This is a genomic window from Priestia endophytica DSM 13796 (genome assembly GCF_900115845.1).
Taxonomy (GTDB): domain Bacteria; phylum Bacillota; class Bacilli; order Bacillales; family Bacillaceae_H; genus Bacillus_I; species Bacillus_I endophytica.
The window spans coordinates 13,497-29,369 of record NZ_FOXX01000029.1; the positions used below are offsets into that span (position 1 = coordinate 13,497).

The 15,873-nt window shown below is 34.8% G+C and carries 17 protein-coding genes; 9 read left to right on the top strand and 8 right to left on the bottom strand.

Annotated elements, in window-relative coordinates; genetic code table 11:
* Nucleotides 1–341: 341 nt before the first annotated feature.
* From BM012_RS24985 to BM012_RS25010, 6 genes are all read left to right on the top strand, one after another.
* Nucleotides 342–653, top strand: a complete 312-nt coding sequence (locus BM012_RS24985) for an ArsR/SmtB family transcription factor (RefSeq protein WP_197232356.1) — start codon at nucleotides 342–344, stop codon at nucleotides 651–653.
* A gap of 51 nt (nucleotides 654–704) precedes the next feature.
* Nucleotides 705–1,139: an ArsI/CadI family heavy metal resistance metalloenzyme gene (locus tag BM012_RS24990; RefSeq protein ID WP_061804481.1), complete on the top strand. Its 435-nt coding sequence runs from the start codon at nucleotides 705–707 to the stop codon at nucleotides 1,137–1,139.
* 529 nt (nucleotides 1,140–1,668) lie between these two features.
* Entirely contained in the window at nucleotides 1,669–2,700 is a 1,032-nt protein-coding gene (locus tag BM012_RS24995) for a LacI family DNA-binding transcriptional regulator (RefSeq protein WP_061804480.1), read from the top strand.
* Nucleotides 2,701–2,793: 93 nt separating this feature from the next.
* Nucleotides 2,794–3,582 (top strand): SDR family NAD(P)-dependent oxidoreductase, encoded by a 789-nt coding sequence (locus tag BM012_RS25000; RefSeq protein WP_061804479.1) that lies wholly within the window; start codon nucleotides 2,794–2,796, stop codon nucleotides 3,580–3,582.
* Nucleotides 3,583–3,600: 18 nt separating this feature from the next.
* Nucleotides 3,601–4,545 carry a sugar phosphate isomerase/epimerase family protein gene (locus BM012_RS25005; RefSeq protein ID WP_061804478.1) on the top strand — a complete coding sequence of 315 codons (945 nt, stop codon included), beginning with the start codon at nucleotides 3,601–3,603 and terminating at the stop codon, nucleotides 4,543–4,545.
* An 83-nt stretch (nucleotides 4,546–4,628) separates the two neighbouring features.
* Nucleotides 4,629–6,059 carry a sugar porter family MFS transporter gene (locus tag BM012_RS25010; protein ID WP_061804477.1) on the top strand — a complete coding sequence of 477 codons (1,431 nt, stop codon included), beginning with the start codon at nucleotides 4,629–4,631 and terminating at the stop codon, nucleotides 6,057–6,059.
* Nucleotides 6,060–6,363: 304 nt separating this feature from the next.
* Here the strand turns inward: BM012_RS25010 and BM012_RS25015 are convergent, their stop codons facing one another.
* A complete protein-coding gene (locus tag BM012_RS25015) occupies nucleotides 6,364–7,161 on the bottom strand; it encodes a prenyltransferase/squalene oxidase repeat-containing protein (RefSeq protein WP_161939309.1) in 798 nt (265 codons plus the stop codon).
* A 242-nt stretch (nucleotides 7,162–7,403) separates the two neighbouring features.
* Between BM012_RS25015 and fosB the strand changes: the two genes are divergently transcribed.
* The gene (fosB, locus tag BM012_RS25020; protein WP_061804475.1) at nucleotides 7,404–7,820 is read left to right on the top strand and encodes a FosB/FosD family fosfomycin resistance bacillithiol transferase; all 417 of its coding nucleotides are present in this window, start codon (nucleotides 7,404–7,406) and stop codon (nucleotides 7,818–7,820) included.
* Between the two features lie 126 nt (nucleotides 7,821–7,946).
* On the opposite strand, the gene BM012_RS25025 is transcribed toward fosB, so the two are convergent.
* The 5 genes from BM012_RS25025 to BM012_RS25045 all read right to left on the bottom strand — a co-directional run bounded on the left by BM012_RS25025 (nucleotide 7,947) and on the right by BM012_RS25045 (nucleotide 11,090).
* On the bottom strand, nucleotides 7,947–8,729 hold the full coding sequence (locus BM012_RS25025) for a GNAT family N-acetyltransferase (RefSeq protein WP_061804474.1): 783 nt from the start codon (nucleotides 8,727–8,729) through the stop codon (nucleotides 7,947–7,949).
* 104 nt (nucleotides 8,730–8,833) lie between these two features.
* Nucleotides 8,834–9,178, bottom strand: a complete 345-nt coding sequence (locus BM012_RS25030; RefSeq protein WP_061804473.1) for a hypothetical protein — start codon at nucleotides 9,176–9,178, stop codon at nucleotides 8,834–8,836.
* Nucleotides 9,179–9,265: 87 nt separating this feature from the next.
* Entirely contained in the window at nucleotides 9,266–9,754 is a 489-nt protein-coding gene (locus BM012_RS25035; protein ID WP_019393687.1) for a hypothetical protein, read from the bottom strand.
* Between the two features lie 70 nt (nucleotides 9,755–9,824).
* Nucleotides 9,825–10,265 carry a hypothetical protein gene (locus tag BM012_RS25040; RefSeq protein WP_061804472.1) on the bottom strand — a complete coding sequence of 147 codons (441 nt, stop codon included), beginning with the start codon at nucleotides 10,263–10,265 and terminating at the stop codon, nucleotides 9,825–9,827.
* A 180-nt stretch (nucleotides 10,266–10,445) separates the two neighbouring features.
* Nucleotides 10,446–11,090: a DUF3885 domain-containing protein gene (locus tag BM012_RS25045; protein WP_061804471.1), complete on the bottom strand. Its 645-nt coding sequence runs from the start codon at nucleotides 11,088–11,090 to the stop codon at nucleotides 10,446–10,448.
* A gap of 133 nt (nucleotides 11,091–11,223) precedes the next feature.
* On the opposite strand from BM012_RS25045, the gene BM012_RS25050 reads away from it, so the two are divergent.
* Both BM012_RS25050 and BM012_RS25055 read left to right on the top strand, forming a co-directional pair.
* Nucleotides 11,224–11,607, top strand: coding sequence for a bleomycin resistance protein (locus tag BM012_RS25050; protein ID WP_061804470.1), 384 nt, complete (start codon nucleotides 11,224–11,226; stop codon nucleotides 11,605–11,607).
* 330 nt (nucleotides 11,608–11,937) lie between these two features.
* On the top strand, nucleotides 11,938–12,561 hold the full coding sequence (locus BM012_RS25055) for a GDSL-type esterase/lipase family protein (RefSeq protein ID WP_161939308.1): 624 nt from the start codon (nucleotides 11,938–11,940) through the stop codon (nucleotides 12,559–12,561).
* Nucleotides 12,562–12,780: 219 nt separating this feature from the next.
* Here the strand turns inward: BM012_RS25055 and BM012_RS25060 are convergent, their stop codons facing one another.
* Together BM012_RS25060 and BM012_RS25065 are read right to left on the bottom strand one after the other, a co-directional pair.
* Nucleotides 12,781–14,109 carry an MFS transporter gene (locus BM012_RS25060; RefSeq protein WP_113715671.1) on the bottom strand — a complete coding sequence of 443 codons (1,329 nt, stop codon included), beginning with the start codon at nucleotides 14,107–14,109 and terminating at the stop codon, nucleotides 12,781–12,783.
* Nucleotides 14,110–14,223: 114 nt separating this feature from the next.
* On the bottom strand, nucleotides 14,224–15,612 hold the full coding sequence (locus tag BM012_RS25065; RefSeq protein ID WP_061804467.1) for an aminotransferase-like domain-containing protein: 1,389 nt from the start codon (nucleotides 15,610–15,612) through the stop codon (nucleotides 14,224–14,226).
* Between the last annotated feature and the right edge of the window lie 261 nt (nucleotides 15,613–15,873).

The following is a 15,873-nucleotide window of genomic DNA, read 5'->3' on the forward strand; positions in this document are numbered from 1 at the left end:
CCCGCAGTTTTGGACAGGGATAGCTTTTGCGTCTAAACTAGTGGCGTGAGCCACACTATATAAAAGCGACTTCTTGTCGCACCATAATGTTGATTCTAGGAAGTAACAAAAGCTCAAACTCATTGAGTTACAATGAGTTTGAGCTTTTGTTACCTTTTAAGTATACTTTTACGGACTGATTTTTGGATATGTAAGGAATAAATTCTGAGACGAGTTAAATTGAACAGTTTAATTAATCAATTTATTTTGATTTAGTACTTGTAAAGCAAAGAATTTTCAGATATTATGTATTCATCAAGAAAATTTGATTAAGGGGAATGACAATGGAAACCATAAAGGATATGAAGCAAACTTTTGACCAGTATGAGAAAAAATTCAAAGCACTCGCTGACCAAAAAAGGCTTGAAATTATGTATGAACTCTGTCAAAGAGGCCAGACCTGTGTATGTGATTTGACGGAGCATTTCGATATGGCCCAATCCAAGCTCTCTTATCATTTGAAAATCTTGTTAGATGCCAACCTTATCACAAAAGAAACGAAGGGAACATGGAGTTACTACGATTTAAATCATAAAGAAGTCAATCATGTGTTATCTGAAGAGCTTTGCTGCCTATTTCGAAAAGAAAATACAGATAGTTGTTCATGTTCTTAATTTTTTTAATTAATACATCAAAAAAAATTGATTTAATAGGAGGAACAAAAAATGAAATATGTTCATGTAGGGGTTAATGTTACTAATTTAGAAGCGTCCATCGGGTTTTATCAAAAAGTTTTTGGTGTAGATCCCGTGAAGGTGAAAGATGACTATGCTAAATTCTTATTAGATGAACCAGGATTGAATTTCACCTTAAATGTGCGTGACAAAGTTGAAGGAAATCAAGTCAATCATTTTGGTTTTCAAGTCGAAACACATGAAGAAATCACAGCACATAAAACACGATTAGAAAAAGAAGGCTTCTTTGCTCGAGAAGAAATGGATACAACGTGCTGTTATGCTGTTCAAGATAAATTCTGGGTAACCGATCCTGACGGAAACGAATGGGAGTTTTTCTATACTAAATCAGACAGTGAAGTACACAAAATTGAAAATCCTTCAGAATCTAATCAAAAAGCACCTTCTAACAACTCATGTTGTTAATGGATCCTTACTAAGAAAGAACAACATCTTTAAAAAAACAGAGCCTCCTTGGTTTGGAAGCTCTGTTTTACTTTATAATATGTAATTTTCCAGTTAACATAACATATGTTATTAGCAGTAAAAAAGCACAGATCTGTTGATTAATAATGGATTGTGCTTTCTTACTTAGTAAGCGTACAAAATCATTACTATCTTTCCTGTTTCATTCTCTTTTTTATAATCAATAATTTATTTGAATAAAAAGTACTCCTATAAAGTTTAATGAATAATAGATGTTGACTAAATGTTCTGAATAATATAAGATTAAAAAACAAAACACATACGTATGCGTAAAATTAAGATATTTAAAGTTAGTATGACCTTTATGATAAAGAGATTTCAAGTAGTATCTTTAAATTTCAGTTATTAGAAATGCTATATTATTAGCATACTGAAGTATTCTATCCTGAAAAGTTTGGATATTTCAAATACGTCTATGTTTTTATGCATGCGTATGCGTAAAATAAAGTAAAAGAGGCAGGAAGCTATTATGGCAATCACTACAAAAGATATTGCGAAACTCGCAAATGTAAGTCAATCTACCGTATCGAGATGTTTAAATGACAGCTCAATGATTTCAGAGAAAACAAAGAAGAGAGTATTAAAAATTGCACAAGAACATGGTTTTCAATTCAATGCGCATGCAAGAAGTCTAAGTGCCAATAAAACGTATACGATTGGTGTAATTCTCCCTAAAAGTTTGTTTGATTTTGAAGGGGAAATGCACTTTAGGTCATGGCAGAATGAACTAATAGAAAGTTTAGAACGAATGGAATTTGATGTTATGGTTTCATTTTTTGAGAACAGATTTACAAAACAGAATAACATTCAGAGACTTATCACAGCCAAAAAAGTAGATGGACTTATCATTTTAGAGCCCTCTTTAGATGATGAAACCATAACGATTTTAGAGGAAACCGATATTCCTTTTATCTTTTGCAAGTATCTTCCGTCCTTTTATAAAACAAAAGATGTAGATTTTGTATGTGTGGATCAATTTAAGGGAGGATATATAGCTACTGATCACTTGCTTAAACAGGGACACAAAAATATAATATCTATCTCGGCCAATCATATAGGTGGTGAATTTGATTTAAGGACAGAGGGATTTAAAGCCTCTTTACGCGATCATAACCTTCAGTATGATAAGGATATGGTGTTTTATGGAGATACCACATTTCAGTCAGGTTACCAAGTCATAAAAGATAATATAAAGAAGCTAAAAAATATAACAGCTATCTTTGTTCAAAATGATCTGATGGCTTTGGGAGCCATATCAGCATTAAAAGAATGTGGTATCAATGTTCCAGGAGATATGGCGGTTGTAGGATTTGATGATATTGAATTATGCACCTTCTATAAACCGTACCTTACTACTGTATGTCAGCCTACTAAAGAAATCGCAGCCTTAACATGTAAGCGTTTAATTGAAAAACTAAACTCAACAGATTCTGACTTAAAGCAAAAGCTTGAGATTAGTCCTACTTTAGTTATGAGAGAATCGTGTGGAATAAATCTTTAAATTTATTCCACCTTCTATATATTTTTTGTTATTTTACGCATACGTATGCGTAAAATTAGTTCCATGAAAATAATAAAAAAAGGATGGTACACCATGGAGAAAAAATTAACAGGAAAAACTTGCATTATTACAGGAGCTGCAAGAGGAATAGGAAAGGCATTAGCTATCAAATATGCCGAGCAAGGAGCTAATGTTGTATTAATGGATTTAAATAAGGAAATGGTGGAAGCAACTGCAAAAGAAATGGCAGATTTAGGAGCAACCGTATTACCTCTCGTAGTCAATGTAACTTCCTCCCAAGAGATTAATGAGGCAATAAAGGAGGTTGAATCACACTTTACAAAGATTGATATTTTAGCAAATTGCGCTGGTATCTCTACCTCTAGATTAATCTTAGACATCGAAGAAGCAGAATGGGACGCAGTCTTTAATGTGAATTTAAAATCGGTTTATTTACTAAGTAAGGCTGTCGGAAGGAATATGATTAAGAACGAGGTAAAAAACGGTAAGATCGTTTCTATTTCATCACAAGCCTCAAAAGTCGGAGAACTAGGGAATGGCGCATATTGTGCTTCCAAAGCTGGACTCAATTCATTAACCCAAGTACTTGCGCTTGAACTAGCTCAATATGGTATTTCCGTAAATGCAGTTTGTCCTGGTTTTGTCGATACCGAAATGTTACAAGAAGTCTTTCAAAAAAGAAGCTCAATTGAAGGTAAGGCACCAGCAGAATATGAAGAACTCTTAACAAGTCAAGTTCCTATGGGAAGGTTAGCCAAACCTAGTGAAATTGCAGATTTAATGCTGTTTTTAAGTAGTGAGAGTGCTAACTATATTACGGGTACTGCTATGACAATTGCTGGTGGAAAAACATTAATCTAAGACAAAGGAGTTTTTATTATGCGAATGAGTTTAGTTACAGATTGTTTAGATTTTATGTCTCTTGAAGAGGTAGCGAATACAGCCGTATCTTTGGGCTATGATACATTAGAATTTGCTTGTGGGAATTGGTCTAAGGCGCCACATGTAGATTTAGATAGTTTACTAGAAAGCTCTATCGAACGTGATAAATTTGTAAGCGTTTTAAAAGAAAGAAATCTCTCCATTGAAGCTCTGAATTGTTCAGGTAATCAGTTAGCTCCAAATGAAGAAGGACGGGAACATCAAATCGTTGTAGAAAAAACATTTAGACTCGCAGAACTATTAGGGGTAAAAACGATAAATATGATGTCTGGACTTCCAGGAGGGGGTCCGGGAGAGACAACGGCAAACTGGATTACCACTAGTTGGCCACCAGTTAATGTTGAAATCTTAAATTGGCAATGGAATGAAGTCGCATTACCTTATTGGGAAGATAACGTAAAAAGAGCAAAAGAACACGGCATAGAGAGAATTGCTTTAGAAAATCATGGCTCGCAACTCGTTTACAATCCAGAAACACTCTTTAAGTTAAGAAATCACGTTGGAGACATGATTGGAATGAACTTTGATCCTAGCCATCTTATGTGGATGGGAGGAGACCCTATTAAGGCATTAAGAACCCTAGGAACAGCTATATATCATGTTCATGCTAAAGACACACGCATTGAAAGAGGACTGGTTGATATAGATGGTGTGTTGGATACAAAAACAATTGATAATTTCGTAAATCGTGCTTGGAATTATGTAGCCCTAGGTCATGGTCATGATGTTAGTTGGTGGAAGGAATTCTTTTCCGTGCTCAGTATGGTTGGTTACGATGGAACAGTCAGCTTAGAAATGGAAGACTTAACGATGAATCCACTTGTTGCCCTAAAAAAATCGACCTCTGTATTAAAAGAAGCTCTACCTAAAGATTTTGATTAAGTAAAAAGGTGTTTCATTCTATTAAAACAAATCTTTAGTATTTTCCTGAATCAAATACTATTAAACAGGAAAGGGATATGGACATGAATAAATCCGTTAACCAAAATCACATGTCATTTTTGAGTACGATTGTTTTAGTTTCGACCTTCGGAGGACTTCTCTTTGGTTATGATACCGGAGTGATCAATGGAGCTCTGCCTTATATGTCGGATGATTTTAAATTAACTTCATACACAGAAGGTCTTATTACGAGTATTCTTCTTCTAGGTGCTGCAATAGGTGCTATATTTGGTGGACGACTCTCAGATGGAATTGGGCGTCGTAAAAACATTCTTTTTCTTTCTATTTTATTCTTTGTTTCGACTATCGGGTGTACTTTTTCGCCAAATGTAATAGGAATGGTCATTTTTCGATTCTTATTAGGTATGGCCGTAGGTGGAGCATCCGTAGCTGTTCCCACATTTATAGCTGAAATGTCCCCTTCTGATCGAAGGGGGCGCATGGTTACTCGCAATGAATTAATGATTGTAGGCGGACAATTATTGGCCTTTGTCTTTAATGCTATTCTTGGAAATATGATGGAAGGTGTAGGAGTTTGGCGTTACATGTTAGCTATAGCTGCTGTTCCAGCCATTTTCTTATTCTTTGGAATGGTGAAAGTACCCGAAAGTCCACGTTGGCTTGTAAAAAAGGGGAGGAACGAGGAAGCATTAAGTGTTCTTCGTAAGATACGAACAGAGGAGCAAGCACAGGCTGAACTTAAAGAAATTGAGACGGCAGTAGCTGCGGAGTCAGGATTGGACGAAGCATCCTTTAAGGATATCGCTGTTCCTTGGATGCGTCGTATTATATTCTTAGGTATTGCTATCTCCTTCGTTACGCAAGCTACTGGAGTCAATTCCATCATGTATTATGGAACGGAAATCCTTAGGCAAGCAGGTTTTGGAACTTCAGCAGCCTTAATCGGAAATATTGCAAACGGTGTCATTTCTGTGTTAGCCACTATTGTTGGGATTTGGCTACTTGGTAAGGTGGGACGTCGTCCAATGATGTTAACCGGTTTAACAGGAACGACATTGACACTCTTACTCATTGGAATTCTCTCATTTACAGTGAAATCATCTGAGATACTTCCATATGTGATGTTGATATTAACCGTTACCTTTCTTGCCTTTATGCAGGGAGCCATTGGGCCTGTATTATGGGTTTCACTATCTGAGATTTTTCCGTTACGTTTAAGAGGCTTTGGTATGGGGATTAGCGTATTTTTTCTTTGGATGACAAACTTTGTAATTGGTTTATTATTCCCCATTATGCTTGAAAAAATAGGATTGTCATCCACATTTCTTATGTTTGCAGGAATAGGTTGCATATCCATTTTCTTAATGGCAAAGTTCCTGCCTGAAACCAAGGGGCGTACACTTGAAGAAATTGAAGTCTCTTTCCGTACCTACTATGATGGTACAACAAATAAGAATATTGGCTCTAATTCCGCGGAAACTCAAATAAAGTAGATTTAAAAACTATAGAATGATAGAGTTTGTCAATATAGACATCCTTGCCTTAGGAAGTATTATATCTTTAAATTAGAAAGCTCTTTCGAGTTGGGATATATATATATTAGTCAACCTAATAACATATCCCATATTACAACCCCTTTGCTAATACGATGCAAAGGGGTTGTTTTTATTGTGGGAAATTCAACGATAATTAGTTACCATAATGTTCATTATCGGAAATTCATTAATAAGCTCCTTATAAGTTTAAAAGACAGCACCAATGAATAGGTACTGTCTTTTGAACATTAGACTTGTTCCTTTATTCTCTATAGTTTCGTAACAAAGAAATGGCTTCAATGGTATATTGAGTATCGCAATTTGGATAGATACTTCGCCAAATCCCGCCTTCATTTCTTCTTGAAATTAATTCAGAGAGATAAGCTTCTACAATGGGGTATTTGGAAGACACTCCGGCATTTGACCATAAAGTTAAAGGCCACGTTACATCCATGATATCAAACCAATCTTTATGCCTATTTTGTTCCAGGAATTGATGAGATTGTTCCATATATTTTTCACTAGCTTCATACTCTTCTTGTAGGAATTTAACAGCAGCCATAGCATGAGTCGTATGTATATATCCAGGAAATCTCCCAGACTCTATTTCTTTTGATTCAACCCATTCAATTCCTTTTATAACCCTCCTATCGTTGGTGTAACCAAGGGCACTTAGAGAAGCCAGATTATTAGCTGTTTCCCATACCTCCACTTTTAAGTCTCCTGGTTTATTCCACTCAGGTGGATTATCTTTATACTGTTTCGAATTTTCACCCCAACGGCCATCATTTTGTTGAGTATTCCATAAAAAATCTACGGTCATATTCATTTCACCAAGATGTTGTAACTTGAAGAATATCAATCTCATAAGAGTGACACTCGTGCTTCCCATATTAGAAACTGTGTTATTAAATTCCTTACTGTTCCAGCCCCCATCGGGATTCTGTTTGGATGCCCAGTGAGGCGGAAGTTCTTCCTTTATATTTAAAAGTTGCTTTGCATGCCATTTCTCTAGATCTGTTCCATTTTCTAAAACATAATTTAATCCTTTGTCTAACAATGTATTCACCTTAACTTTCACACCCTCTTTCTCTCCATTTCTAAAAAGAATTCTACAAAATGTAAGGAAAACCTTTGAAATTAGGTGGACCATTTATAGCTGATTCTAAGAGCTATCTAGAGGTGTATACCGTATTCCTAGTTAACATAAAATGTATTATCATCACTCATACATAAGAAGAAATTTATATTTCCTCCTGTAAATACTGTATAATATACCCAAAAACAAGGGGGGAATAGGAATTGTTAGGCATCAATCATATTTGTTTTTCCGTTTCAAATCTAGATACATCCATAAGCTTTTATAAAAATGTACTTCAAGCAAAGTTACTGGTTAAAGGAAAAAAATTAGCCTATTTTGACTTAAACGGCTTATGGATTGCTTTAAACACAGAAGAAGATATTCCAAGAAATGAAATTCATCATTCTTATACTCATATTGCATTTACTGTAACTGAGGGTGAATTTGAAAAACTGAAGGATATATTAATAAAAAATAATGTTCATATCTTACCTGGACGTGAAAGGGATCAAAGAGATAAAAAGTCCATATACTTTACGGATCCTGATGGACATAAATTTGAGTTTCATACAGGAAGGTTACAGGATCGTTTGGAATATTATAAAGAAGATAAAACTCATATGGAATTTTATATCTAAAGTTAAATAAATAATTTCTTTCTAAGTTAGATAGCACTAAATATGCTGTATACCATATACAATTTTAGTTAACATAATAGATTTTATCGGCAGAAACAAAAAAGCCCCATTATAAAAAGGGGCTTTTCATTTTAATACATATAAGGCATAATTCTCCTCATTAAAAAATCCTAGTTTATTGGCTAACACTTTTGATGATTCATTATTAATATCACAATCCCAAGCAGGTAGAACATTTTTGTCTAAACATTGCTTTATAAACTCCTGCCCTACTATGGTTCCTAAGCCTTGCCCTCTATAGTTAGGATTCGTAATAATATCTATTTCAGCCGTCTTCCCACTGTGAAATATGGAAACACATTCTGCTACAATATTCTCTCCATCCATAATACAAACACCTAAACCATTTTTATTAAAGTTACTCTCTGTTTCCCAATACTCCAATATATATGATTCATTGAAGTTGTCGCTTTTCCTTAAGATATTAGGATTAAAGGTTTTTAAATGATAAGAATTTGGCAGGTTATATTTAGAATCAAATGTTGAAGAAACAAATTTATACTTAGAACGCCTCATTTTTTGTACATAAGGTTTAAATGTACCATCAAAAAAAGACTCCCATTCAGTTGATGGAGTAAAAACAGTAAATCGTTGCTCTTTACCATAAATATTCTCCATAAAATAGCTATGAAAAGCTTTATTAAACATCGAATCATTTGCTTTACCAAATACATGATAGATGCCTGAATGTGTTCTAAGAAATCCTGATGATGGATTTACAATATCATTTATGTAAATCGATCCTTGAATAATATGATTGGCAATAGCAAAAGCAAATGTTGGAGTCTTAAATGATTCTTCTAAAACATTATGTATCTTACCGTAATCTTTTGGTTCTAAGCAATACATCTTCCCCCCCCTTTTTTTATTAAAAATAATATCATATAAAATCTTCTACGGAATGAAAACACTGCGCCTACCTAGTTAGCATAAAATACAAAAACAGAAGTTAGCTATTGGATTCTTTTACTTTCATCAGGTACATTGTTAAAGACATCTTCCTCTGTATCAAATTCCTCTGGATATCCTTCTTCCTCAAATACTGTTCTTAAATGTTCAATGGCTTCATACCAAGTATCAAATTGTGAAAAGGAATATGGAGGATGACCTTCATCATTCCAAACAATCCATGTCTCCTTTGATAATCGTGTGGCATAATAAGAAGCATCAGGAGGGATTCGAAAGACTTCAAACGTACTCTCCATGACTTCATTCCAGGATGCAAAACCTAATTGCTTCGCAAAATCCTTATAGTTTCCATTCGAAAATGTTTTGAGGAATTTAAAGATACGGTCCATTAATTCCTTTCCCCCTTTTTAGCATTTAATCTATAACATATAAAAACTTAGTTACATAAGCTAAGTTATAAGAAGTAAATTAACTCTTCATTTTTCATCCGACCAAGGACTATACTTTTTTAGTTGATTTTTAGCTTCTCTAATAATCTCTTGAATTAGCACTTCCTCTGTTACTTCTAAGCCATTACCCCCATACTGAAAACCATCTATCAAATCACCTATATGAACCCAGGCTATCAGCTCCCGTGGACAGTCCAGTTTGAAAAACATATCATACAGTTCATAAGCTTCCGTTATGGCCATGTCTTTATCTTGTACAATCTTTTGAAGTCGTGTATAGATCATATAATCTATACATGCTTGTTCAGAGGGGACAGTTATTTTTAATTCTTCTATAGTCCGTCTAAAGTAATCTTCAACTTCAAATATATTATATGGGCTTTGAAGCGAAGCTAAGATGTAAAGGGATGGAGATTCATAATCCTTCTCTAGCATGCAAAGGGCCCAAGGTAAATAATGTTGTTCTGCTGTTACATTATTTCTGTAAATATCATAAAAGAGTTTCCGTGTATCCATAATTCATCTCTTTTCTAAATTCTTTTAAATTCCTTTTAGATATATGCAATTTATTAAGGTTAAAATGATTTTAAGATTGACCTTGGATTACCCAAGGCACTTCTATCTCAAAATTCAGCTGAAGGACAGGATTAGTGAATCCATCAGGAACGAATTCTAAATCATTTGAAAAACTAATCTTTAGAGTATTGCTTATTTCAATGACTTCATCCGTCCCTATGGCTTCAGTAATGCATTCAGGAGAGATTATACCTACAATATGATAGCAGCCGATATATAAGTGTAATCCATTCTCTTCAGGTTCAAAATGAGAAACATGATTACATTTTGAAGGATTAACACCTAATCTATTAAAAATTTGAAACTCTACTTCTGATAGAGATTCCATAGCCTGATAAAAGTTTAAGCAATATAAACAACCACATAAATCCCAATCATTTAAATATTGTTTTTTAGTCCCTTCAATATCAATTTCCAAAATCCAATGGTTTATTTTTATCGTTTGGTACAATGTCTTCACTTCCTCTTCTCGTCTTTATAAAATTTAAATTGTACATATTGGCCAATAATAGCCAACCTCTAGTTATTTAGTTTGAAATACAACAAAAAAGAGGGTAAATTGTTATATAGTAAATCATCTATATCCCCTCTTAAATAAAGGGACATAGATATTTATATTACTTTATCTAAATTAGAATTGTCTGTCAGCTTCATCTATCCAATGGTAGTATTTTTTATAAAGAGGATGTATTCGTTCTACATCGAGAGCGATAAGTTCACACCCTCGGTCATCGTAGACAAAGAAAATAATGTCTTTTGTAATGTTTACAAAGAAAACATCAGGATAACCAACGGGGTAACCTCCGAACTTTGGTTTTAATGGAAAGTCTTCATTACTTGCTGCTTTTAGTAATTCATTTACACGTATATCCTTACGTTTGCATAGTAGTGAAAATTGTTGCATCTCGTATTCTTCTGCTTCATCTACCTCGAATGGGTAAGGGGATGTCTTCACCTGAATTTGATTTAAATAACGTTTATGCTTAAGAAACGGTTGGTATACCTTCAACTTCCTTGGGTATTTCCCTTCCGTTTTATGCTTGTATACATTTGTCACAAGAAGTAAATCATCATTTGGTTCAAATAATTCATTAAAGATGGTAAAAGTTTGTTTATATACAAGTCTAAATAGATCCAGATTTAGTTCGTTATTTTCTTTAAATTGATAAATATCCTTACCAAGGGAAAAGTGGATTCCAGTGTTCCATTGATAATAAATACTAGGAACTAATTCGAGAGTTGGAAACTTCACCTCTAAATAATCCTTTATTTTCATTTATACATTCTCGCTTTCATTTATATGGGATAATTTATTATTGTATCTAACAAGTATATAATAATAAATTATTATAAGTTACATTGGTGGATAAGAAGATAAAGAGTAGGCCTATAAATGAAGGAGCAATCATATGGAATTTAATAAATTAATACCAGAACTATCAGTGAAAGATATTCAGAAATCAAAAAAGTTTTACTTAGATGTACTTGGATTTCAACTTATTTATGAACGTATAGAGGACCAATTTGCATTTATTTCATTAAATGGTGCTCAGATGATGATTGAGCAATGTAATGGGCATTGGCAAACTGGTAAACTTGAGTATCCGTATGGTCGAGGAATTAATTTTCAAATTGAGATAGAAAATATAGAAATTCTTTTAGAAAATTTAAAGAAACATAACATTCCACTTTTTAGGGATCTTATGACAAATTGTTATAGTGGATTTACTCAAAAGGAGTTTATAGTTCAAGACCTCGATGGCTATTTGTTAAGATTTTGCCAGTCATACTAAGGCGCAATTATTGAATTATTTTTTCTCTTTTAACATAAAATTATTTTAACTTATATACATGGTATATAAAGTTGGTTTACATAAAACATATTAGGGATAGTAAAGAAGAATCTGCTTAAACAATAATAAGGTACATTTAAATGAATAATCCGCCTTTCTTCCATAGCAAGGCGGATTTATTTTGTCACCCTACATTTTTTATATAAATTCATTCTCAGAATCTATAGGAAGACTAGCCGTAGTAAAGGGAGAAAACTCATGAAACAAACTAAGAAAATAACGCGTATTATATTAACAACATTAGTGATATTGGTTGGTTTAGGAGGTATTTTGCTGACTTTTATAAATGCTTCAGCAATAAAAGTTGCGGCTATAGGGGACAGTATTACGTACGGATCTGGAATTACGAACAGGGACCAGAATAACTATCCCTCCACCTTACAACATCTGTTGGGCATTAAATATCGGGTGAAAAACTTTGGTTCTAGTGGACGAACAGCTATGTGGACGGGGAATAAACCATATATTGAGGAGCAGTCCTATGAAGACAGTTTAAACTTCTCACCAGATATCGTGGTTCTCATGTTTGGAACGAATGATTCAAAAGCGCAAAATTGGATAGATAAAGAAGCATTTAAAAAGCAATATCGTCGCCTTATACAATCTTATAGGACGTTAGAAACAGATCCAGTTGTCTATCTCTGTACACCCGCAACTCCTTACTATATAAATGAAAACACAAAAGGAACGATGAACTTTAATATACAACAAGATAAGGTTAATGAAATAGTAGAAGCTTGCAAAGAACTGGCTGAAGAGCTTGAAATAGAATTAGTAAATATTAATGAAGTCACAAAAGGTCATCCAGAATGGTTTACATTAGATGGTATTCACCCAGATGCTAATGGAGCAAAAGCTATTGCAAAGGCTGTATATCATACCATTAAAAAGTAGTGTACTTTCTTTAATCAAAATAAAGCAAATCTTTATGTTATCCTTCTTTATTAAGGAAGTTATTCTCTATTGTAATATTGGATTATATGTATAGCTATTCACTCACCTTTAGTTAACATAAAATATTTTATCGGTAGAAATAAAAAAGGACTTTAAATTTAAAGTCCTTTTTCCTTTTGATTAGCTTAATTAAAGGAGTACTACATGAATTATTTTATATTAAAGTCCTTGATCGACCTTAATTTTATGTTCCTCTTTCCTCCCACGAGCCCATATAATAACGGGAATTAATAGTAAAGATAAAATACCTCCACTTAACGATAAAATGGCATAACTTGAATGAGCAACAACCATTCCGGATAATGCCCCACCTGAAGCGCCTGCTAAGGCAATCGAAACATCTATAGTACCTTGGGTTTTCGCGCGTGTTGACGGTTCTGTGGAATCCACAATTTGAGCTGTTCCACTAATCAGCCCTAAGTTCCACCCCAATCCAAGTAAAGAAAGAGCTATAACTAAGAGAACCAGCGAATCACTCGGTGCCATAGCTGCTACTAGACCAGCTAAAAGAAGGGTAACTCCTGAAGCGATCGTCATCGCCGTTCGTCCCATTTTATCAATTAAGATTCCTGTAAATAAGGAAGGAAGATACATAGAACCAATATGAAACCCAATTACGATGCCTACTTCACCTAAACCATGCCCATGATGCTTCATATGTACAGGTGTCATGGTCATGATCGCAACCATTACAATTTGAGTGAGGATCATAACGGTTGCCCCAACCGCCACTCCTTTTTTGTTCGTTGATTCCTCAGCATTCGTTAAATTCTTTTGATTGTCACATTCTTGTTTATTTGCTTCTATCGCTCTTGCTATCAGTAATGGATCTGGACGAAGCATAATATAAAATACAAGACCAGCTAATATATAGGCAGCTGCTGCTAAAATGAAAGGTCCTGCGAGTGCCGGAACACCAATAGAAAGCGCAAAATCCCCCATTACATTAACTAAATTGGGACCTGCAACGGCCCCAAACGTAGTGAAAACCATGGCCATACTCACCGCAGTCGCTCGTTGTTTTTTAGTGGCTAAGTCTGTACCTGCGTAACGAGCTTGTAGATTAGTTGCTGTTCCTGCTCCATAAATAAGAAGAGAAGCAAATAAGAGAAAAATACTATTTATAATGGCTGCAAAAATAACTCCAATTGCTCCAATTCCACCTACTATAAAACCTGTCGCTAGACCAAAGCGACGTCCATAGCGTTGTGAAAGCCTTCCAACTACTAAAGCAGCCCCTGCTGAACCTAGAGTAAACATAGCAGTCGGTAATCCTGAAACTGCATCTGTACCAAGCATTTGTTGAGCAAGGATTGCTCCTACAGTGATTCCAGCAGCGAGTCCTGCACCCCCAAAGATTTGTGAAAGGCCTACTATAAGTAATGTCCGTTTGTATAACGTTTTTTGTTTTTCTGATGAATTAAAGTAGTCTTGTAACCAAGTTGATTGGACCTCTAACGCTTTTACACGATCTTTTTTTACCATCATCTAACCTACCTTTCAGAAAACTATTTCTACTTTTTACAACCATCCAACTAGATTTGAGTTATCATAACACGTACAAAAAAGCCATACAATGTTATAATTGTATGGCGAACAATATTATGTACAATCGTTTAATAAACGTGTTAGGATCATCAATCCTTGTTCAAGCTCTTCAAGTGTTTTTGGCGCACAGACAGCAACCCTTACAGCCCTCTCTGGACAACTATTTCCTACTACAAAACGTTCTGCTGCATACACTTGTACCCCTTGCTGTGCAGCTAATATTTCAAATTCAGCACCTGTAATCTTTCCTGGTAATAGCAACCAATGAAAAATGCCTGTATCAGTACCTAAACACGTATAGTCCGCCAAATGCTGATTTACAACTTGATTTCTGCGAATGGTTTGTTCCCGATGTCTCTCAATTATGACTTCAAATTGATTCGATACAATAATACGTGCTGTCAGTTCTGCTAATAACGGGGAAACTGATATATTTAAATTATAAAGTGCCTTTGAGATTGGCTCCTTCAATCGACTTGGCACTGATACATAGGCTAGTCGTAACCCTGGTGCTATTGATTTCGATAAACTCGCAATATAGATAACCTGTTCTGGTGCATAGGATGCCACTGCTGGAAGTGATTTATCGTTGTGTAGATGATACGTCGCATCTTCAATAATGAACTGATTATACTTTTGGGCAATTGCTGCAATTGCTTTTCGGTTCTCAACAGACATACAACAAGCAGTTGGATTATGATAATCAGGGATCAAGTAAATACCTTTAATATTCTCATTTTTACATGCATATTCAAAGGCAGTTGGACTCATTTCATAATTCTCTGATTTTATAGGGACTAATTGTACACTAAGCATCGCTGCAGCAGTTTTTAAACCCGGGTAGGTATGCTGATTAACGCCAATACGATCTCCTGGCTGACAAAGACTCGCCAGTGTGGCGGCAATGGCATTTTGCCCCCCATTTGCAAATAAAATGTGATCAACTGTTGTTTCAAATCCACCTCTTCGAATTAGCTTTACAGCTGCATCTTTTTGCCAGAGGCTATCACCCGGTCGACCATAACCAAACCATTTTTCATAATCTGTCTCCTGCAGCATATTTTTTAGTTGAAGTAGTAGTGGCTCGTATGAAGCATTATCTGGCAGTGTTGCGCCCATTTCAATTAAATGCTTAGGCTTTATATCTTCAAGTAAATATGCATTCGATAACGCATCATAAGATACAAATGTACCACTTCCAACAGTTGCACTTAATAAGCCCTTTAACTCACACACCTTAAACGCTTTTGAGATGGTACTCAAATTTAAATCTAAATAATCAGCCAGTTCTCGCTGTGGAGGAAGTTTTGTTCCAGGTAATAAAGCTCTGTTTATAATATCTTGTTCCAGTTGACCTGCGATTGCTTGATAAATAGGCTTTTTCGTTTTATCAATAGATGGCTTCCAGCTCATCGGATAGTTTTCAAAAGAATTAATTGGCATAATACTCATCCTTTTTCGTACAATTTGATAATTGTCTTACTTATAAAATAATTATAATTTTTGTTTTACTTTTTGACTATCAGTGAGTGCGGGAATTCATCTTTAAGTAAGATTACATCCTTAAATAGTACAATACAGATGATTGAATTAAGATTTTGCAAAGTTAAGTCGGGTAAGCGAGGGGCATCGCTGCCCCTAACTCCCCTAAGAACCGTACGTGAGCCTTTCAACTCATACGGCTCAAGCCTCCCATTGCAGGTC

Excerpts from the sequence above, each read along its gene's own strand:
- BM012_RS25005 (WP_061804478.1), top strand. The coding sequence starts at position 3,601 with ATGCGAATGAGTTTAGTTACAGATTGTTTAGATTTTATGTCTCTTGAA.
- BM012_RS25030 (WP_061804473.1), bottom strand. The coding sequence starts at position 9,178 with ATGGACCGTATCTTTAAATTCCTCAAAACATTTTCGAATGGAAACTAT.
- BM012_RS24995 (WP_061804480.1), top strand. The coding sequence starts at position 1,669 with ATGGCAATCACTACAAAAGATATTGCGAAACTCGCAAATGTAAGTCAA.
- BM012_RS24990 (WP_061804481.1), top strand. The coding sequence starts at position 705 with ATGAAATATGTTCATGTAGGGGTTAATGTTACTAATTTAGAAGCGTCC.
- BM012_RS25050 (WP_061804470.1), top strand. The coding sequence starts at position 11,224 with ATGGAATTTAATAAATTAATACCAGAACTATCAGTGAAAGATATTCAG.
- BM012_RS25065 (WP_061804467.1), bottom strand. The coding sequence starts at position 15,612 with ATGCCAATTAATTCTTTTGAAAACTATCCGATGAGCTGGAAGCCATCT.
- BM012_RS25000 (WP_061804479.1), top strand. The coding sequence starts at position 2,794 with ATGGAGAAAAAATTAACAGGAAAAACTTGCATTATTACAGGAGCTGCA.
- BM012_RS25025 (WP_061804474.1), bottom strand. The coding sequence starts at position 8,729 with ATGTATTGCTTAGAACCAAAAGATTACGGTAAGATACATAATGTTTTA.
- BM012_RS25035 (WP_019393687.1), bottom strand. The coding sequence starts at position 9,754 with ATGGATACACGGAAACTCTTTTATGATATTTACAGAAATAATGTAACA.
- BM012_RS25045 (WP_061804471.1), bottom strand. The coding sequence starts at position 11,090 with ATGAAAATAAAGGATTATTTAGAGGTGAAGTTTCCAACTCTCGAATTA.
- BM012_RS25060 (WP_113715671.1), bottom strand. The coding sequence starts at position 14,109 with ATGATGGTAAAAAAAGATCGTGTAAAAGCGTTAGAGGTCCAATCAACT.
- BM012_RS24985 (WP_197232356.1), top strand. The coding sequence starts at position 342 with ATGAAGCAAACTTTTGACCAGTATGAGAAAAAATTCAAAGCACTCGCT.
- BM012_RS25010 (WP_061804477.1), top strand. The coding sequence starts at position 4,629 with ATGAATAAATCCGTTAACCAAAATCACATGTCATTTTTGAGTACGATT.